At 40.2% G+C, this 18732-nt stretch carries 17 protein-coding genes; 13 read left to right on the top strand and 4 right to left on the bottom strand.

Features of this window, described 5'->3' with window-relative positions; genetic code table 11:
• Positions 1 to 59 precede the first annotated feature (59 nt).
• Complete coding sequence (gene pgmB, locus IGI80_RS02740; RefSeq protein WP_002354875.1) at positions 60 to 710, bottom strand: beta-phosphoglucomutase; 651 nt, start codon at positions 708 to 710, stop codon at positions 60 to 62.
• Between the two features lie 14 nt (positions 711 to 724).
• The gene (locus IGI80_RS02735; RefSeq protein WP_438722619.1) at positions 725 to 3469 is read right to left on the bottom strand and encodes a glycoside hydrolase family 65 protein; all 2745 of its coding nucleotides are present in this window, start codon (positions 3467 to 3469) and stop codon (positions 725 to 727) included.
• Between the two features lie 261 nt (positions 3470 to 3730).
• Here IGI80_RS02735 and treR point away from each other — a divergent pair, with 261 nt between their 5' ends.
• From treR to IGI80_RS02715, 4 genes are all read left to right on the top strand, one after another.
• Complete coding sequence (gene treR, locus IGI80_RS02730) at positions 3731 to 4444, top strand: trehalose operon repressor (protein ID WP_002354877.1); 714 nt, start codon at positions 3731 to 3733, stop codon at positions 4442 to 4444.
• 395 nt (positions 4445 to 4839) lie between these two features.
• A complete protein-coding gene (locus tag IGI80_RS02725) occupies positions 4840 to 5550 on the top strand; it encodes a WxL domain-containing protein (RefSeq protein WP_438722618.1) in 711 nt (236 codons plus the stop codon).
• 95 nt (positions 5551 to 5645) lie between these two features.
• Entirely contained in the window at positions 5646 to 6362 is a 717-nt protein-coding gene (locus IGI80_RS02720) for a WxL domain-containing protein (RefSeq protein WP_438722616.1), read from the top strand.
• 95 nt (positions 6363 to 6457) lie between these two features.
• Positions 6458 to 7156: a WxL domain-containing protein gene (locus IGI80_RS02715; protein ID WP_438722615.1), complete on the top strand. Its 699-nt coding sequence runs from the start codon at positions 6458 to 6460 to the stop codon at positions 7154 to 7156.
• 45 nt (positions 7157 to 7201) lie between these two features.
• On the opposite strand, the gene mscL is transcribed toward IGI80_RS02715, so the two are convergent.
• Complete coding sequence (gene mscL, locus IGI80_RS02710) at positions 7202 to 7651, bottom strand: large conductance mechanosensitive channel protein MscL (RefSeq protein ID WP_002354883.1); 450 nt, start codon at positions 7649 to 7651, stop codon at positions 7202 to 7204.
• A gap of 208 nt (positions 7652 to 7859) precedes the next feature.
• Here mscL and yfmF point away from each other — a divergent pair, with 208 nt between their 5' ends.
• From yfmF to IGI80_RS02675, 7 genes are all read left to right on the top strand, one after another.
• The gene (gene yfmF / locus IGI80_RS02705) at positions 7860 to 9128 is read left to right on the top strand and encodes an EF-P 5-aminopentanol modification-associated protein YfmF (RefSeq protein WP_438722614.1); all 1269 of its coding nucleotides are present in this window, start codon (positions 7860 to 7862) and stop codon (positions 9126 to 9128) included.
• Positions 9121 to 10425 carry an EF-P 5-aminopentanol modification-associated protein YfmH gene (gene yfmH, locus IGI80_RS02700; protein WP_002354885.1) on the top strand — a complete coding sequence of 435 codons (1305 nt, stop codon included), beginning with the start codon at positions 9121 to 9123 and terminating at the stop codon, positions 10423 to 10425. Before yfmF ends, yfmH begins: the two co-directional genes overlap by 8 nt.
• A 167-nt stretch (positions 10426 to 10592) precedes the next feature.
• Positions 10593 to 11459, top strand: a complete 867-nt coding sequence (locus IGI80_RS02695) for a RodZ domain-containing protein (RefSeq protein WP_002359020.1) — start codon at positions 10593 to 10595, stop codon at positions 11457 to 11459.
• 124 nt (positions 11460 to 11583) lie between these two features.
• Positions 11584 to 11796, top strand: coding sequence for a hypothetical protein (locus IGI80_RS02690; protein WP_002359021.1), 213 nt, complete (start codon positions 11584 to 11586; stop codon positions 11794 to 11796).
• 98 nt (positions 11797 to 11894) lie between these two features.
• Complete coding sequence (pgsA, locus tag IGI80_RS02685; RefSeq protein ID WP_438722613.1) at positions 11895 to 12473, top strand: CDP-diacylglycerol--glycerol-3-phosphate 3-phosphatidyltransferase; 579 nt, start codon at positions 11895 to 11897, stop codon at positions 12471 to 12473.
• A 247-nt stretch (positions 12474 to 12720) separates the two neighbouring features.
• Positions 12721 to 13320: a MarR family winged helix-turn-helix transcriptional regulator gene (locus tag IGI80_RS02680; RefSeq protein WP_002359022.1), complete on the top strand. Its 600-nt coding sequence runs from the start codon at positions 12721 to 12723 to the stop codon at positions 13318 to 13320.
• The gene (locus tag IGI80_RS02675) at positions 13320 to 15104 is read left to right on the top strand and encodes an ABC transporter ATP-binding protein (RefSeq protein WP_002370114.1); all 1785 of its coding nucleotides are present in this window, start codon (positions 13320 to 13322) and stop codon (positions 15102 to 15104) included. The genes IGI80_RS02680 and IGI80_RS02675 overlap by 1 nt, the downstream gene beginning before the upstream one ends.
• A gap of 402 nt (positions 15105 to 15506) precedes the next feature.
• Here the strand turns inward: IGI80_RS02675 and IGI80_RS02670 are convergent, their stop codons facing one another.
• Positions 15507 to 16394: a MurR/RpiR family transcriptional regulator gene (locus IGI80_RS02670; RefSeq protein ID WP_438722612.1), complete on the bottom strand. Its 888-nt coding sequence runs from the start codon at positions 16392 to 16394 to the stop codon at positions 15507 to 15509.
• 374 nt (positions 16395 to 16768) lie between these two features.
• Here IGI80_RS02670 and gnd point away from each other — a divergent pair, with 374 nt between their 5' ends.
• Both gnd and IGI80_RS02660 read left to right on the top strand, forming a co-directional pair.
• A complete protein-coding gene (gene gnd / locus IGI80_RS02665) occupies positions 16769 to 17704 on the top strand; it encodes a phosphogluconate dehydrogenase (NAD(+)-dependent, decarboxylating) (RefSeq protein WP_002378979.1) in 936 nt (311 codons plus the stop codon).
• 12 nt (positions 17705 to 17716) lie between these two features.
• Positions 17717 to 18718, top strand: a complete 1002-nt coding sequence (locus tag IGI80_RS02660) for a D-isomer specific 2-hydroxyacid dehydrogenase family protein (protein ID WP_438722610.1) — start codon at positions 17717 to 17719, stop codon at positions 18716 to 18718.
• Positions 18719 to 18732 lie beyond the last annotated feature (14 nt).

Below are 18732 nucleotides of genomic sequence, written 5' to 3'. Positions count from 1 at the left end.
TAGTATAGATACAATGTAGATGAAAAGAGGTGCCTGCTGCTAAAGGTTCTTGTCATTCTTTAGCGATTGAGCAGTGCATCAACGCTTAGTTCAGTCATTTCAGAGACTTGCATGTCGGCTCCGATTAAGGGTTGGCTGGCCGACAAGCCGACGGCATAGATGCCCGCGGCTTTCAAGCCGTCAATGCCTGATTGGGCATCTTCAAAGCCAATGGCGTTTTGCGGTAGCACGCCAATACTGTCAGCGGCGGCTAAAAAGATTTCAGGATCAGGTTTGCCTTTGCTTAATGAGTCGGGATCGACAATTGTGGCGAAGTACGCGCGCACGCCTAATTTTTCCAAAATCAGGGGCGCGTTTTTTGAAGCCGAAGCCACGGCACAGGGAATGTGACGTGCTTGGGCTTGCTGTAGCAATGGCACGACACCAGGTAAAACATCTTCTGTCGTTAAATGTTCTAATAATTGAACGTAGTGGTCATTTTTTTGCTGAGCTAAGGCTTCTTTTTCTGCTGGAGTAAACGCATTTTCACGGTGGCCATGGGCTAAAATGCGGTCCAAGGAATCCATCCGACTAATGCCTTTTAATGTTTCGTTGAAGGTTTCGTCAATGGAAATGCCTAGCGAATCGGCCAATGCTTTCCAAGCTTGATAATGAAATTTGGCGGTGTCAGTAATGACACCATCCAAATCAAAAATAAATCCAATCGTCATTATGGTTCGCTCCTTTATTGATAATGTACTTCTTTTGGTCGTTCGGCGGTTAACGGAATCAACGCGCCCTGAACCAATAATTGTGTGTCTTTATCTGCTGTAATCGTGACACTGGTTTGTGTTAATGAAAATTGATACGTCACGCCTTGATGAATAAACTGGAAGGCCAGCGATTGCCAATGTTCAGGTAAGTTTGGACAAATTGATAACTCGTTCTGGCGCGTGTCAACGCCTGCATACGTCGCTAAAGTAACGTGGATCGTCGCAGCCATGACCCCTGTATGAATCCCTTCAGCGGTCGTGCCACCTTGAATGTCACGATAATCGGAATACAACGCTTCTTGATAAAGTTGCCAAGATAGCTCATGGAATTGCGCCATTTCTGCCAATTGGGCATGAACAATTCGTGACAAAGTCGAACCATGAGACGTCCGTTTTAGATAATACAAAAGATTTTTTTCTAAATAATCCGCAGGCAATTGATACCCTAAATCTTCTAAAATTTGATCCACCCGAGTTTTGTCTAAGTTGTAGAACAACATTAACGTGTCGGCTTGTTTCGCCACTTTGTAATCATCGGGAGATTCCCCTTCGGCTTTTAAAATTCGATCCATGCGGTAAATATTGCCGTATTTCTCTTTCATCGCCGCCCAGTCAATTTCTTTTAAGCCGAAATACCCTTCATATTGCGCAATAATACCGTCAGAATTAACTTCAATTTCCAGTGAATTTTGAATTTGCTGCATGCGGGCTAGATCAGCCGAAGAGGTCTGCGTTTTGGCAAAAAGTTGTGCCTGTTCTTCCTCAGAGAAAAGTGCCAAAATGTTGGTTAATTCTTCGAATAGCCAAACCACCATCAAATTCGTATAGGCATTGTTTTTCAAGCCGCTTTCCGCTTGGTCTGGATAGCCCTCGTGAAACTCATCAGGTCCCATCACTTTATCAATAAAGAACCGTCCTGTTGCGTCATCTAACGTCGCAGCGCTGTTCCAAAATTGAGCGATTTCTAACAACATTTCGCCGCCATATTGTTTCATAAATTCATGATCCTGTGTACTATGCCAATACAACCAAGCATTGTAAGCAATCGCCAAGGAAACATGCCGTTGCAAAATACTATGATCTTCGCCCCAATGTCCATTCAACGGATTTAAGTGAAGTTTTTGCGTGGTTTCACGCCCATCACGCCCTGATTGCCACGGATACATTGCGCCACGATACTGGCTGGCCGCCGCATTTTCCTTCGCCTTCTCTAATCGGTGGTAGCGGTACAGCAACAATTGTTTCGCTGTGTCAGGATAATGTTGAATATAAAAAGGTAAAATAAAAATTTCATCCCAAAAAATATGTCCACGATACGCTTCACCGTGCAAGCCTCGGGCGGTAATCGAGACGTCCAATGCTTGGGCTTGGTTACTAAAAGGCGAAGCCGAAGCCAGCAAGTGATAACTGTGAATCCGTAAAAGTTTTTGAGACATCAAATCGCCTGTCACGGTAATGTTGGCTTGTTGCCAAAGGGTTTGCCAAGCGCGGGCGCTTTCCTGAACGGCGGCCGCAAAAGAGTCCTTCGGCGTAAACGGTACTTGCCAACTTTGTTCGGCGTGGCTGGCTTGCACAAAGACTTGTTTTTCTAGCGTATAGCGCGTTCCTTGGTGCGCCATCACGGTCACCACTTGGGCGATTTTTTCCGCTTCTTCTAGAATCATAATGGCTTCTTTTTCAAAAAAATCACCGGTTATCAAGGCCGTTTCTCGGACGCTTAAGTTGGATTGGTTGGTACAAACCTCAATCACGGTTTTGTTTTCCTGCGCGCTTAATGCTGTCACCTGAAAATGTTTGGCTGTTAAGTTGCGATACCGCGCCACGTTATAGTTGTAGACACTGCCATCAGTGATGGTTTTCAAAGTAATTGGGGCTGAAAAGTTTAACGGCTCAAACGTATATTGCAGATGATAGTCATTCGGCTGTGCCATGTTGGCGATTTTTTTCTTCGTTAATTTAATTTGCTGATTGTCCGCATCTTTCAAAATCATTTCTGCGACAAACAATCCCGTTTTCAAGTTCAATTGACGGTGTAATTGTTGTAGCGTGTCTGGGGAAATCGTTAACCAGTCAGTGGCATCGCCAATTTTTAAAGCGATGTGTTGGTTGTCGGGAGCATTAACGAAATCTTCATTTTCCACTACTTGACCCGCAACTTCCGAAGCCGCTGTATTATAAAGCCCCGCAATATAGGTCGCTGGATAATGATCATCAGAAATCGTCATCTCAGGTGTTGTGCCGCGCAAGCCTAAAAAGCCATTGCCGACAGTTAACAGGGACTCCACCACATATTCATTTTTCCCAGGCACGTAGCCATAATAGTCCAAATGCCAAGCCAGATATTGCCGTTTTTCTTCAAATGCTGCCAGCAGATTCGGTGCCGCCGCTTGTTCGGCTGCCGTTAAAAGTGGCGTGTTCAACTGTTCCGCGAATGCTTGAATCACCGCTTGCGGAACCAGCGCCAACGTTTCCTCTGGCGAAAAGAAATCCGCTGGGAAATCAGCCACAATCCCCCCCAGAATCGGCGCAGCCTCTGCCACAATCAATTGGCACAGTTCAGGAACCGTTTCTTCGATAGTCAAGGCTTCAAAAGGGAACGTTTTTTGGTGAAGCGGTTCCAATTTATGGTTAAAAAAAGTCGTCGTTAGTTGGTTCGTTGCGAATGTTAATTCTAAAATAGTCATGTTTGGCGCCTCCTTGTGAACTTGTATAGACATGTTTCGTTTGACTACAGTATAGTATGAACGAATCAGAATTACAAGGATTTTCCCTAGATTCTTGGGAAAACTTTTCCAGAAGGGGGCAGCAACCGACTGCGCTGGGTCTGAAAAAAAGGCGGTCAAGCAGTGGTTTAGCTGGGGGAGTTTGTGGCGTAAGCAAGGCAGAAAGTGCGGGGGATTTTTCTGACCAGCTCTAGGTTTTTCGGAGGGAATATGCTATGCTTTTAGAAAAGAAATTGTTGGTAGAGGAGGATCGGCATGAACAAGTTTCATGACATATTTTTAGAATTAGAACAACAAATTGTCCAAGGCGACTATCAGCCAGGCGATTTATTACCTAGTGAAAATCAATTAGTGGAAACTTACAATGTTTCCCGTGAAACAATTCGGAAAGCCTTGAATTTACTGATTAACGCTGGCTACATTCAGAAAAAACAAGGCAAAGGCTCGATTGTGCTCAACTTTAAAAAGTTTAATTTTCCTATTTCAGGGGTGACCAGTTACAAGGAGTTACAACAAACGCAACATATTGAAAGTCATACTCATGTGGTTTCCTTAGAAGAAATTCCTGTGGAGCGCAACTTGGCTCAGTTGACTGGTTGGACGGAAGGGGCCCCTGTGTGGCGCTTAGTTCGGCAACGGGAGATTGAAGGGGAAGTCGATATTTTAGACATTGATTACTTGATTAAAGAGATTGTCCCAGAACTGCCGAAGCACCGTGCCGAAGATTCGATTTTCGATTATCTGGAAAACGATCTTGGCTTGGCGATTAGTTATGCCCAGAAAGAAATCACCGTGGAACCGCTCACAGAGATGGACAAGCAGCTGATTGGTGAAGTCGAAGGCAATCATGTCGTCGTGGTTCGTAGTATCATGAACTTGGAAGATACCCGCTGTTTTGGCTATACGGAATCTCGTCACCGCTTAAACAAATTTAAGTTTGTGGAATTCGCCCGTCGCCGTAAATTGTAAGTCTTAGTGACGAACAAATATAAAAACGGCTGTCATTAAATAAAAAATTACGGTTTTTTCGCTGCAACTGCGAATAAATGTATAAGATTTTAGGAGAAAACGTCATAAAGTTAGAGTTTAACCTCTACTTTGTGACGTTTTCTCGTTGTTTATTAAAGTATTTTCTCGGAAAAACCATTAAATAACAGCCAAAAATATCAATAAGTGTTGAAAAAAAGCCTTTAAACTAAGGGGAAACGTTGCTTTTAAAGGAAATGTTGTTTTTTTGCAAGAACTGTTCAATATTTAAAATCACAGACAAGGGGGAATCTTGTATAATAAAGCCATAGCTTCAGCAGCGCCGAAGAAACAACTAGGGTGCACTGGGAATTCAAGATGTTAAAGGAGATGTACATATGAAAAAGAAAATAATGGCAAGTTTATTGGTTGGTAGTGCCGTAATTGGCGCTAGTTTGGCACCACTTTCGGCACAGGCGGTGACGACAGGGAATACGCCTGTGCAGGTTGAGTTTGGTGGGGGTGTGTTGCCAGATGCTGGTGGAGATCCGAATACAGTAAGACCAGATCCAGGTGCTACAAATAGTAATTTCGATTTACTATTTATTCCAAGGGAATATGATTTTGGTAAGCTTTCTATTTCAGATGATTTGACCAAACCTATTCCTAATAAAAACGATCCAGATCTTAGTGGACATACGGAAGCTATTGGTATAGGTGATTTACGAGGAACGAAAGAGGGCTGGCATGTTACTGCTCAGTCAGATGGTATGAAGTTAGGAGTTGAAAGTTTAGAAGGAAATATTACTATTGGTGTTAATGGCTTTTATGCATTGAGATATGATGAAAGCACTAACCAATATACAAATCAGGGTGCTACAATAGATATGGGGGCTCGACCAGAAGGTGTAAACCCTGATTTATGGAGCCTTCCTTTAGCGGGCGACGCAGTTCTTGTTGCTAATGCAACTTCTGGCAAGGGACAAGGATTATGGAGATTGACAATGTTTGATACTGCTTTAAACATTACTACTTCTGCCTATGACATCAAAGCAGGCGCCTACACAGGCAACATCACTTGGAACCTCGTCGCAGGACCATCAATCTAAATACAAGAAATGAAAGAATCAAGTACAGAACAGCAATCGTCACTTTTGCTGTTCTGTACTTTATAGACGAATTGAAAGCAAAGGAGCGTACATAGATGAAAAAGAAAATCATGGCAAGTTTATTGGTTAGTAGCGCCGTAGTTGGCGCAAGTTTGGCACCACTTTCAGCACAGGCAGTGACGACAGGGAATACGCCTGTGCAGGTGGAGTTTGGCGGGGGAAAGTTGCCAGACCAAGATAACAACACTATTACTGGAAATGTAGATCCAGATCCTACTCAACCAAATACAGATTTTGACTTATTAGCCATTCCAAGAAGATTTGGCTTTTCTCCCATGAAAATTAATGATGATTTATCTGCTATCGAAGAAAATGTAGGTTTTTCCAGATCTGTCATGGTCGGAGATGTGCGTGGTACTAAAGAAGGTTGGCATGTAACGGGTGAACTAACGAAAATGAGTAATGGAACAGATGAACTAACGGGTGATATTAACTTTGGGTTGAAAGTTTCCTATGCAGAATATTGGACTCATACTAATTCAGAAGATGTTCATTATTATAGAGAAAATGATACTTTAAATGGCGTAAATATTGCTAATGATCCAACAGCCCCTAGTGCTATTGGCACCAGCATAAAAATTGGCGGTGGCGCCGCTGTATTAATGAATGCAACTGTTGGTAAAGGGCAAGGAACTTGGGCAGGGCGTATTGATGATATGACGTTAAATGTTACTACACCATATCAACAAATCAAAGCAGGCGCCTACACAGGCAACATCACCTGGAACCTCGTCGCAGGACCATCAATCTAAATACAAGAAATAAAAGAATCAAGTACAGAACAACAGTCGTCACTTTTGCTGTTCTGTACTTGATAGACGAATTGAAAGCAAAGGAGCGTACATAGATGAAAAAGAAAATCATGGCAAGTTTATTGATTGGTAGCGCCGTAGTAGGCGCTAGTTTGGCTCCCCTTTCAGCGCAGGCTGTAACGACAGGGAATACGCCTGTGCAGGTGGAATTTGAGGGAGGTGTATTACCAGGTCATAGTAGTAATAATGGCGGGAATGTAGACCCCGACCCGACAAAACCGAATACAGATTTTGACTTATTAGCTATTCCCAAAAGTTTTGACTTTCCATTTGCAAAAATTGATGAAGATTTATCTGCTCTAAAGGCATCGTTATTACTATATAGAGCTGTTATGGTAGGGGATATACGAGGTACGAAAGAGGGCTGGCATGTAACTGGCGAAATTGCGGAAATGAGTAATGGTACAGACAATCTTGATGGTGAGATTAGTTTTTACTTAATACCGTATTATGCAGTATATAATAGCGGGGTAAAATATTATGAATCACTGTCTAACTCAAACGGAAAGAACATTGCTAGTGACCCAACAGCACCGAGCTTTTCTGGCACTGGCATGAAGATTGGTGGTGGTGCTAGCACGTTAATGACCGCATCTGTTGGTGAGGGACAAGGAACTTGGTCAGGTGTATTCAGAGATGTTTCATTAAACGTTACTACACCAATGCAACAACTTAAAAAGGGCGCCTACACAGGTAACATCACTTGGAACCTCGTCGCAGGACCATCTATCTAAGCAAAGCACAAACAAAAAAGTCATCCCCTCAGGATGACTTTTTGCTTATTTCTCTGTGAAGGTGCTGTCTGTTTTGACAGTTTCAGCAGGCGGTGTTTGCGCCGCTAATAAGTCGCGAATTTCTTTTAAGTAATCTTCGCTCGTTGGTACCACTTCTTCTTCTGCCGCTTCTTCTTTTTTGCCGCGGTTTTTCATTTTGTTGGCCGCTTTGACAATCAAGAAGAGGACGAAGGCCGTAATTAAAAATGTAATAAGTGCACTAATCACGCTACCAATATTGAATTCAACGCCTTCGACTTTATAAACAAGGGCACCCAATGCATCGTCGGCGCTCTTTTTCCCAGTCGTCAAGACAAAAATCAGACTAATTAACGGGGTAATCAAGCCTTCCACCACTTGTGTCACAATCGCTGTAAACGCACTACCAATGACAACACCAACGGCTAGGTCTAAGACACTCCCGCGCATGATAAACTCTTTAAATTCTTTAATCATTCTTTTTTCCCTCCTCACTTTAAAAACAGTATACCGAATCTTCTTGAAAATTTGAACTGAAAAACTCTTATCATTCAGAAAGCACCTGAAGCTGTGTTATAATGGAGCTATTGGAAAAAACATTAAAAAATGCTTTAGAATTTACGCGATACATATATTTCACAGCATTCTTTAGGTAAGATGAAGCAAATGAAGGAGCGATGCGGCAATGTCTGTTCAATTAGTTAAAGGCGTGAATTTACACGTCATTCCTACAGAAAAATATAAAACGGTGCGTCTTTTAGTCCGCTTTAATACACGATTAAATCATGAAACCATTACAAAAAGAACGCTGTTGTCCAGTTTGATGGAAACCAACAGCTTGAATTACCCGAATCAAGTCAAGTTAAGTGAGCGTTTGGCGGAACTTTACGGCGCCAGCTTCGGGATTGGCGTTTCCAAAAAAGGCAATCAACATTGGTTTAATATTTCTATGAACATTGTCAATGATCATTATTTACAGGATAGTCAGGTTCTCGCCGAAGCGGTGGACTTTTTGAAGGAAATTATTTTTGCCCCCAATATTCAAGCGGGCCAATTCGAGGCGGAAACCTTCCAACGGGAGAAAGAGAACTTGAAAGCGTACTTGGAAAGTATTGTGGAGGATAAGCAAACCTATGCTTCTTTGGCGCTTCAAAGTGTCTATTTCAATCAATCGGAGGATCAAAAAATCCCTAGTTTCGGGACCGTTGCGGCGTTAGCTGAGGAAACTGCGGCATCATTAGCGGCATATTATCAAAAAATGCTGGCGGAAGATCAAGTGGATATTTTTGTTTTAGGTGATGTTAATGAGGCGGAGCTAGTGCCATTATTCAAGCAATTACCGTTTACGCCTCGTGAAGAAGGCAAAGCCACGATTTTCTACAATCAACCAATTCGCAATGTGATTGAAGAGCGGACCGAGCGTGAGGTGTTAGCCCAATCAAAATTAAACTTGGCTTACAACACGGATATTTATTATGGCGATAGCTATTATTTTGCGTTGCAAGTGTTTAATGGGATTTTTGGCGGTTTCCCGCATTCTAAATTATTTATGAATGTCCGTGAAAAAGAGCATTTAGCGTATTATGCTTCTAGTAGTATCGACACCTTCCGTGGCTTCATGACGGTTCAAACAGGAATCGATGGCAAAAATCGGAATCAGGTCTTGCGTTTGATTTCGACAGAATTGGAAAATATTCGCTTAGGTAAGATTAGCGAATTAGAAATTGAACAAACGAAAGCAATGTTAAAAAATCAGTATATCTTAGCGTTAGATAATGCAGGCGCGTGGCTGGAAAAAGAATACTTGAACCAATTAATGCCGCAGACGATGCTGACGGCGGAGGAATGGATTGCGCGGATCAATGCCGTGACTATTCCAGAAATCCAAGAAGTAGCCAAACGCTTGGAACTTCAAGCGATCTTCTTTTTGGAAGGAGAAACGGAAAATGATTAAAAAAGACTATGCACAAATTAAAGAAACATTGTATACAGAAACACTGGCGAATGGTTTAAAAGTTTACCTATTACCGAAAAATGATTTCCAAAAAACGTATGGCTTGTTTACGACCGATTATGGTTCCATCGACAATACGTTCGTGCCAATTGGTCAAGAGGAAATGATTGAAGTACCTGACGGAATCGCCCACTTTTTAGAACATAAAATGTTTGAAAAAGAAGATGGCGATGTCTTCCAAAAATTTGGGCAACAAGGGGCTTCAGCGAATGCCTTTACCAGTTTTACGAAAACGAGTTATTTGTTTTCAACGACGGATCAAGTGACACAAAATCTAGAAACGTTGCTTGATTTTGTGCAATCGCCGTATTTTACGAAGGAAACGGTTGAAAAAGAAAAAGGCATCATTGGACAAGAAATTCAAATGTATTTAGATGATCCTAACTGGCGCTTGTTCTTTGGCATTTTAGGCAACCTTTATCCGAAACATCCATTGCATATTGATATTGCCGGCACAGTGGCAAGTATTGCGGAGATTACCGCAGAAGATTTGTATACATGCTACAATACGTTTTATCATCCAAGTAATATGACCTTATTCGTGGTAGGGAAAATGGACCCCGAAGCGTTAATGGCCTTCATTCGTGAAAACCAAGCGGCGAAAGAGTTTCCTGCCGCCCAACCTATTCGTCGGCATTTTCCTGAAGAAACAGCTGCTGACATTGTCAAAGAGAGCGCCATTGAAATGGCAGTCACACGGGCAAAAGTGCTTGTTGGCTTGAAAGGCTTAGATGAAGTGCCAACAACGGGTCGTGACTTAATGAAATATCAAGTCACCGTGAATTTGTTGTTACAATTATTGTTTGGTAATACCTCTCAAAACTATTTGGCTCTTTATGATGAAGGCTTGTTAGATGATAGTTTTAGTTATGACTTTAATTTAGATCGCAGTTTCCATTTTGCGGATATTGGCGGCGATAGTGAGCAACCAGAAGTCTTAGCAGAACGAATTGAAGCTATTTTATTATCTGCCACAACAAGTCCAGAATTAACGGAAGAAAATTTGTCCTTATTGAAGAAAAAAATGATTGGTAAATATTTCCAATCCTTAAACTCTTTAGAGTATATCGCCAACCAATTTTCACAATCATTGTTTGGGGAAACCACGCTGTTTGATAAGATTGAAGTCATTGAAAGCATTCAATTAGCCGACGTCCGCCAAGTAGCAGAGACCTTGATTCGTGAAGAAGGATTGAGCCGTTTCTACATGTATCCTAAAGGAGAAACCGAGCAATAAACCAACTGTTTAAGAAAAAGAAAAATCTTTGAAATCTTTCAATTTTGTTATCCTCAGTTGGCTTCTTTTGTGGTATTCTTAAAGGACGGGAATGTTTTCCTTGGCAATTGAAAAAGACTGATGAGACAATCGATAAATTAACAAAATAGACTGGAGAAGATGGACGAGTGGCCAGCGTAAATATTGGAGAAACACTAAAAGAAGCAAGATTGCAGAAGAACATCTCAATTGATGAACTGCAACAAATGACAAAAATTCAAAAAAGATATTTAGAAATTATTGAACAAAACGATTTTGAGTCCTTACCAGGCACCTTTTATGTGCGGGCGTTTATCCGCCAATATGCAAGTGCGGTCGGCTTAGATGGCAATCAATTGGTAGATATCTATGATGGCAAAGAACCAGCAATTGTCGAAGAACCCAAGCCAGTGTATGAAGAGCTTGAAGGATCACGTAAGCAATTGCATGACGAAGAAAAGCAATCCAGTTGGTTACTGCGGAACTTACCAGCCATTGCCTTTTCGTTAATTGGTTTAGCCATTGCGGTCGTGGTGCTGTATATTATGTGGCAAGATCAAAAAGCCGAACCGATTATTCAAACACCGGCAACTAGTGCCAGTGTGGAAAAACCCAAAGAATCAAGTCAAGCCCCAGAAAGTAGCACACAAAGTAGTACACCGCCGTCTTCTTCAAGCGAACCAGAGAAGAAAACAGCTGTGGCTGTGGTGAGTGATGCTAACAATCAAGTGACTGCAACGGTTAAAGATGCGAATAGTCCAATCAACATTACCTTTAAAGGGACTGAAGGCTCTTGCTGGATTGGCGTGATGGTCGATGGCAACTATACGTACCAACACACCCTGCAAGCAGGAGAGACCCAAACAACAGCTTTACCTGCGAACGCCGCCAACGCGACACTGATTCTAGGCGCCTCAAATAACGTCGCCATTCAAGTCGATGGCGCCGATTTAACACTGGAAAAAACGCCAGTTTTAATTCGTAAGGATGTTACATTAGGGATTACGTATCGTTAGAAATGGTGTAAGAAGAATCTGGATAAACTGTCAAACGGCAATTATTCCAGATTCTTTTCTTTTATAATTAACAGCGAATGGTTAAAAAGACGACAATAATAATTCAAGAGAGAAGGGGTTATCAATGCTTAAAATAGTTAATAAAAAATTTAATCTTATCACCATATTTTCAATCGCTCTGTTGGTCATGGGCTTCTTGATTGTTGGCTTACAACTGTATTTCTACTTTATCTATGGTTCTAAATTTTTAGACAGTATCACATTGATTGGAATGATTAATTTAGGTTTAGGCTATTACCAGCTCTTTCTAAAAAAAGGCAAGAATATTTCTGAATAAACGGTCAAACGGCAATTATTCCAGATTCTTTTCTTTTTTTCGTGACACTGCCAGCAAGATAACGTAAAATAGAACAGGAGAAGGAAGGGGCAATTGAAGTGAATTTACCAAATAAATTAACAGTTTTAAGAATATTTATGATTCCGATTTTTATTATTATTGTGTCGGTGCCAATGGACTGGAGAACGATTAGTTTTGGCGACACAACGTTAGCCGTTACCCAATTAGTGGGCGCGATTATTTTTGCAGTTGCTAGTTTTACAGACTGGTTGGATGGCAAAATTGCCCGTGCACAAGGCTTGGTGACGAACTTCGGAAAATTTGCGGACCCATTAGCGGACAAAATGCTAGTGATGACCGCCTTTATCGTCTTAGTTGGTCAAGGCAAAGTACCCGCTTGGATTGTAGCAATTATTGTTTGTCGTGAATTGGCAGTAACTGGTTTACGGTTGTTATTAGTCGAACATGGCGAAGTAATGGCAGCAGCTTGGCCAGGAAAAGTAAAAACAGCTACCCAAATGGTTGCAATTATTTTACTATTCATTAACAACATTCCATTTTCAGCACTTCATCTACCACTAGATCAAATCATGCTATATGCCTGCTTGATTTTCACCATTTACTCTGGTGTTGATTATTTTGCTAAGAATAAAGATGTTTTTAAAGGTTCGATGTAAAGAGAGAATCAAAACGCTTGGCTTGTGCCAAGCGTTTTTTAGTATTCATGATTGAATTGGCAAATAGATTTTTAAGTAGAGGAACAGATGAATCGATAAAACAAATCGGCAGTTTCTGTATGCTATTTTTCATTTTGGTTATATCTACATACAAATAATTAGTTTGTTGTTGACAAAGTAAACTAAATAGATTACTATTTAGTTCGTTAGATTATATATAAACTAAATAAATTTTTTGGAGGAAATTATGAAAAAAACAGATATTTTAAATAAACTATTAAAAATTGCTCAACAACCTTACTTAATCTTTGCTTCTAGCATAGAGGAGAAACCAGATAACACTTTTGAAACGTTAAAATTGCTTGCTTCTGAAGAAAATGTAACAGCTGGAAGAATCGCTGAATATTTAGATATAAAACCTTCTAGTGTGACACAAATCATAAAAAAATTAGAGTCTGTTAAAGCAGTTAAACGAGTCAAAAATGAATCAGATGCTCGGGTCACATTCGTTGTATTGACCGATAAGGGACGAGAAAGTTTAAGTACTCAAGGAAATATTTCCAATGGATTTAATGAAGAAATGTTTAAGGGCTTTTCAGAGGAGGAACTAGAGTCTTTAAATAATTATTTAGAACGTATAGAAAAGAATATTTCTAGTGAAGAATTTTTAGATAAAATTGAAACAATTTTTGGCGACGATAAAAATTGGGAACATTTCAGAAAAATATCAGCTAGATATGGTAGAGCTAGAGAACAGATGATGGGACATGATGGCTTTGGTAGATTTGGTGAATTCAATGGTGAATACGGTGGCTTTGAAGGATGGAAGAGAGGTCGGAGAAGATAATGGCAGTAGGTGGAGGCGGCAAAAATAGTCATGATTCTATCCGAGCAGATAAAACAAAATTTTCGTTTAAAGAATTTTTAGGCTTAATCAAGATGACAGAGCCTAACTATTTACTGCTTGGCATTGGGATGATATTTCTTGTGATTTCTTCTAGTATCCAAGTGTACGTTCCAAAACTTGCTTCAAGTTTAGTCAATAATTTTCAAAAGGGAGTAGATTATAGTTTATTAGGTAAAGTTGTTGGATTATTTATATTTTCAGCACTCGTTTCTGCATTAGGAGGGACAATTTTAGGTATTTTTGGTGAAAATGTCATCCAAAATATGCGTAAACGCTTATGGAATAAATTAACTATTCTAAAAGTTTCTTATTTTGACTCTGTTAAAGCGGGTGAAATATCCAGCCGGGTCGTAAATGATACTAATCAAGTTAAGCAATTGTTAGCCGTTACTTTTCCTCAAACAGTTGCCAGTGTGATTACAGTTATTGGTACGGTATATATGATGATTAAAATGGATTGGCATATGTCGCTTGCTATGGTAATTGCTGTTCCTGTTGTAATCCTTTGTATGATTCCAGTAATGGCATTTGGTTCAAAAGTTAGTCACATTCGCCAAGATGCTATGAGTCAATTTAACGGACTTGCTACTGAAACGTTGAGTGAAATTCGTTTAGTCAAAACTTCTAATGCTGAATCTCAGGCGCAGGTTCGTGCTGCAAATGAAGTGGATCGGTTATTTAATGTAGGGAAAAAAGAAGCAATATTTGATGCATCTATGCAACCAATTATGATGATGGTCTTTATGAGCATGGTATTTGGGCTATTAGCATATGGGATGCATCGAATTGCCATTGGTGTGATGACAATCGGAACATTGATGAGTTTCTTAATGTATCTATTTAATCTTATTGGCGCCATGCCAATCATTGCGACGTTATTTTCTGAAGTAGCTAAAGCAGCAGGATCAACGCGACGAGTGCAAGAATTGTTATCTAGAGAACCTGAAGACTTTGAAAGTGGACAAGATATTGATTTATCGGAAAAGACTTTATCAGTTAAAAATGTAAAATTTTCTTATGAAGATGCACCAGAGGAACCTATCTTAACAGACATTTCTTTTACTGCTCAGCCAAACCAAGTAATTGCTTTTGCTGGCCCATCAGGTGGCGGAAAATCGACGATTTTTAGTTTAATTGAAAGGTTTTATGAACCTACAGAAGGACAAATTAAATTTGGAGATATTGACATAAAAGATATCAAATTATCAGATTATCGTCGTCAAATCGGCTTTGTATCACAGGATTCTGCGATTATGGCAGGGACAATCAGAGATAATCTAACGTATGGCTTAGCAGAAAACTTCTCAGATGAACAACTATGGGATGTCTTGGAACTAGCATATGCGCGAAAATTTGTAGAAGAAATGCCAGATAAATTGAATACGGAAGTCGGTGAACGTGGCGTTAAAATTTCTGGAGGGCAAAGACAGCGTATTGCAATTGCTCGTGCATTCTTGCGGAATCCCAAGATTCTAATGTTAGATGAAGCTACTGCTAGCCTAGATTCAGAATCTGAGATGAAGGTTCAAGAGGCATTGTCCAATTTAATGAAGGGCCGAACAACATTGGTTATTGCCCATAGATTGTCGACAATTGTTGATGCGGATAGCATTTACTTTGTTGAAAAAGGGAAAGTAACTGGTTCAGGAAAACATGATGAGCTAGTAAGTAAACATAAAACTTACGCTAAATATGTGTCCGAACAATTTAAAGTAACGGAATGAACGAAATAAGCAAATTTAAAATGAAGCTAAGACAACACGTGCATTAACTAATTGTCTTAAGATTTAGAAAGAACTTGGACATAACCCCCAAGTTCTTTTTTCTAACTTATTTTTACCCACAAGATAAAAAGCGTGGGACAAAAATCACTTTGGATTTTTGCTCTACGCTCAAAAACTAATAAACGGCGGGAACAGAAGCAACTCCTTCGGAAATAAGCCGAAATTCTCCAAAAATTAAAGAACAATTTTCGGAAATTCCTTCTTATTTCTCGGAGGTAAACACTTCTGTCCCGACCTCTTAAATACCTCCATGGTAGTTCACTTACTTCATAAAATGTAGAGTCACGGTATAAAGCCAATTCGCGAGGACCGATATTACAAAAATAAGCACCATTCAGATCTTTACGACAAATAATGCGGATCTGTCTTAGTCGTGCTAATGTTATCACGGATTTTTTTCAAGGAATCGGCATTTTGATCAAAATTGTGATACATCGTATTTGTATATAAAATATCCATTACCGTTAAGTAACTAATCCGTGAAGCCAAGGATTCCGCACGAAACAAGCCTTCTTCGGTGACGACAATAATTGCTTCGTCGGACAAGCCTGCCAACTCTGAACCGCTGTTACCGGTTAACGTAATCATTTTTGCGTTGGTTTTTTTAACTTGTCGTGCTAGGTTGATTGATTCTTTGGTTTTGCCTGAATGGGAAAAAATAAACACGCAATCTTCACTGGTTAATTTTGTGACAAAACTTAACTGCATGTGGTAATCAAAAATGTAGTTGCACCGATAGTTGGTCCGAATGAATTTATGGAAACTATCAAAAGCCACAATCGAGGAGCCGCCTTGCCCAAAAAAGTGAAGCGTTTTGGCAGAGTACATCAAAGCCAACACGTTATCTAACAGCTCCTTTGTTAAGAACTGTGTGGTGTTACTGAGGGAATAAATATTGGCTTGTAAGACTTTTTTAGCAATCGTAATACTATCATCATCTGGTGAAATATCATCGGCGCCATTCACGCTATTGACGTTTTGAAAAGTCGGCTGATAATTAGAATTTCTGGCGATATCAATTTTAAATTCTTGGAACCCAGAATAGCCAATCTTTTTTACAAATTGATACACGGAAGATTGGGAGACGCCAATTTCGTTGGCCAGACTTTCTAACGTCATTTGTGTCAATAATGATTCAGAATGAACAAAGTAATCGGAAATTTTCTTTTCTGTGAGGCTCAAATTCGGTTTTTTGATCCGAATCCGTTGATCCAAATAGTGGTTTTTCATTAACACGTTCCTCCAATCTTATTTTTTAAAATAGAATGAATGCCTTTTCATTGTTGGTATAGACTGATTATAGTGGAAAAAGAGGACAAATACAATTTCTCTTTTTCTCCACAAAAAAGAAATTCTTTAAAAAAAGCCAAAAAAAAATAAATAATCTTTTTTCTGAAAAATGAAGGGGTCTTGAAAAGACTTCTCTCAACTAAAGAAAGTAGCCAGTAAAAAGAACGTGATACCAAGAGATTTACTTGTGTTTTTTGTATGAAAGCTCCTTAAAAATAAAAACGTTTTACCTTTTGAGTAGGCAAGATTTTTGCTAAAAAATAAAAAATATTTTTTAATTAGTGTAATCGTTTACATTATTTTTTTTATCCTTTATGATTGAAGTATCAAAAGAGGCAGGTGAAAGAAAAATGGACATTGGCTTTATTGGACTTGGGAAAATGGGTTTGAACATGGCGTTAAATGTTCACGAACAAGGCTGGCCCATTATTGGCTTTGATGTGACAAAAGAAGCAAGAGCGACTGCTAGAGAGCAGGGGCTTTCCGTTGTAGATTCGTTGCCGGAACTATTGAAAGCGCTTAACAAAAGGAAGGTGATTTTTTTAAGTACCCCCGCTGGTCAGATTACCAATCAATTAGTGGCAGAATTGGTAGAGCAATTAGCACCAGAGGATATCATTGTGGATAGTGGCAATTCAAATTTTCATGATAGTGTTGCGAATGCTCAGCTTGCTAAGGAAAAAGGAATTTATTTTATTGATTGTGGTACTTCTGGTGGCATCAAAGGAGCGCGGGAAGGAGCGTGTTTAATGGTTGGCGGTGCGCCTGAAGCTGTCAAAGTGTTAACCCCATTTTTTGAAGATTTAGCTTGTGAACAAGGGTATCTTTATGCTGGGAAATCAGGAGCTGGTCACTATTTGAAAATGGTGCATAACGGGATTGAGTACGTCATGATGCAAGCCATGGGCGAAGGATTCAATTTATTAGAAGCTGCCGAATATGATTTTGCGTTGGAGAAAGTAGCCGATGTGTGGAATCACGGCTCGATTATTGAAGCTCGCTTGATGGGCTTAGCGAAAGAGGTTTTTGCGGAAAATCCTACGTTAGCCAATTTAGAAGGGAAAGTTGCAGCAAATGGCGAAGCCAAATGGATGATTGAAGAAGCATTGCGTTTGGAGATGCCCGTCCCAACTACGGCGTTGTCCTTATTTACTCGAAATGAAAGTATGCTAGCAAATCATTTTTCAAACAAAGTGGTCGCTTCTTTGCGACAAGGATTTGGCGGGCATGAAGTCGTAAAAAGTCAGTAAAGGAGTTTAGTCATGTTAAAAAAACAAAAAATTGCCATAGTGAATTCCAGTAGTTTTGGTCAAATTTTTCCTGAACACTTGACGCGCTTAGAAAAAATAGGCACCGTGAAGCATTTTACAGTCGACAGTGAAATTGGTGGCAAAGAGTTAGCGGAACGTTTACAAGGATATACGATTATTATTGCTAGCGTGACGCCATTTTTCACGAAAGAATTTTTTGAACATAAAGATGAATTGTTGCTGATTTCTCGCCACGGCATTGGGTATAACAACATCGATTTAGACGCTGCAAAACAGCATGACACAATTGTTTCCATCATCCCAGCTTTAGTAGAACGAGATGCCGTGGCGGAAAACAATGTCACAAATTTACTAGCTGTTTTACGGCAAACCGTGGCTGCAGATGCCAGCGTTAAAGCAGATCAATGGGAAAAACGAGCGAATTTTGTCGGTCGGACGTTATTTAACAAAATTGTGGGTGTCATTGGTGTTGGGAACACAGGAAGTTGTGTCGTTGAGACGTTACGAAACGGATTTCGCTGTGACGTGTTAGCGTATGATCCCTATAAATCCGCCACTTATCTGCAAAGTTATGGAGCCAAAAAAGTAGACTTAGATACGTTGCTAGCTTCAGCAGACATCATTTGTTTATGTGCCAATTTAACTGAAGAAAGTTATCACATGATTGGCTCGGCGGAAATTGCCAAGATGAAAGACGGCGTCTATCTTTCCAATAGCGCACGAGGCGCCTTGATTGATGAAGAAGCCATGATTGCCGGCTTAGAATCGGGCAAAATTGCTGGGCTTGGGACAGATGTTTTAGAAGAGGAACCAGGTCGGAAAAATCATCCTTATCTTGCGTTTGAAAATGTAGTAATGACGCCGCACACCTCCGCTTATACCATGGAATGCCTGCAAGCGATGGGAGAAAAATGCGTGCAAGATGTGGAAGACGTGGTGCAAGGTATTTTACCTCAACGGGCAGTGCAAGAAGTCAGTCGTTACGTTAGTTAAGAAGGAGGAGGAGC

The sequence above is a fragment of the Enterococcus sp. DIV1420a genome (genome assembly GCF_051712165.1).
GTDB classification, from domain to species: Bacteria; Bacillota; Bacilli; order Lactobacillales; family Enterococcaceae; genus Enterococcus; species Enterococcus faecalis.
The sequence above is the reverse complement of the archived record's forward strand: the minus strand, read 5'-3'. Positions and strand labels throughout refer to the sequence as shown.

What these genes read in the sequence shown, in the direction of transcription:
- IGI80_RS02670 (WP_438722612.1), bottom strand. Translation starts at nt 16,394, where the DNA reads ATGAAAAACCACTATTTGGATCAACGGATTCGGATCAAAAAACCGAAT.
- IGI80_RS02715 (WP_438722615.1), top strand. Translation starts at nt 6,458, where the DNA reads ATGAAAAAGAAAATCATGGCAAGTTTATTGATTGGTAGCGCCGTAGTA.
- yfmF (WP_438722614.1), top strand. Translation starts at nt 7,860, where the DNA reads ATGTCTGTTCAATTAGTTAAAGGCGTGAATTTACACGTCATTCCTACA.
- mscL (WP_002354883.1), bottom strand. Translation starts at nt 7,651, where the DNA reads ATGATTAAAGAATTTAAAGAGTTTATCATGCGCGGGAGTGTCTTAGAC.
- gnd (WP_002378979.1), top strand. Translation starts at nt 16,769, where the DNA reads ATGATTGAAGTATCAAAAGAGGCAGGTGAAAGAAAAATGGACATTGGC.
- IGI80_RS02675 (WP_002370114.1), top strand. Translation starts at nt 13,320, where the DNA reads ATGGCAGTAGGTGGAGGCGGCAAAAATAGTCATGATTCTATCCGAGCA.
- IGI80_RS02690 (WP_002359021.1), top strand. Translation starts at nt 11,584, where the DNA reads ATGCTTAAAATAGTTAATAAAAAATTTAATCTTATCACCATATTTTCA.
- IGI80_RS02735 (WP_438722619.1), bottom strand. Translation starts at nt 3,469, where the DNA reads ATGTCTATACAAGTTCACAAGGAGGCGCCAAACATGACTATTTTAGAA.
- IGI80_RS02660 (WP_438722610.1), top strand. Translation starts at nt 17,717, where the DNA reads ATGTTAAAAAAACAAAAAATTGCCATAGTGAATTCCAGTAGTTTTGGT.
- IGI80_RS02680 (WP_002359022.1), top strand. Translation starts at nt 12,721, where the DNA reads ATGAAAAAAACAGATATTTTAAATAAACTATTAAAAATTGCTCAACAA.
- yfmH (WP_002354885.1), top strand. Translation starts at nt 9,121, where the DNA reads ATGATTAAAAAAGACTATGCACAAATTAAAGAAACATTGTATACAGAA.
- IGI80_RS02725 (WP_438722618.1), top strand. Translation starts at nt 4,840, where the DNA reads ATGAAAAAGAAAATAATGGCAAGTTTATTGGTTGGTAGTGCCGTAATT.
- IGI80_RS02720 (WP_438722616.1), top strand. Translation starts at nt 5,646, where the DNA reads ATGAAAAAGAAAATCATGGCAAGTTTATTGGTTAGTAGCGCCGTAGTT.
- treR (WP_002354877.1), top strand. Translation starts at nt 3,731, where the DNA reads ATGAACAAGTTTCATGACATATTTTTAGAATTAGAACAACAAATTGTC.
- pgmB (WP_002354875.1), bottom strand. Translation starts at nt 710, where the DNA reads ATGACGATTGGATTTATTTTTGATTTGGATGGTGTCATTACTGACACC.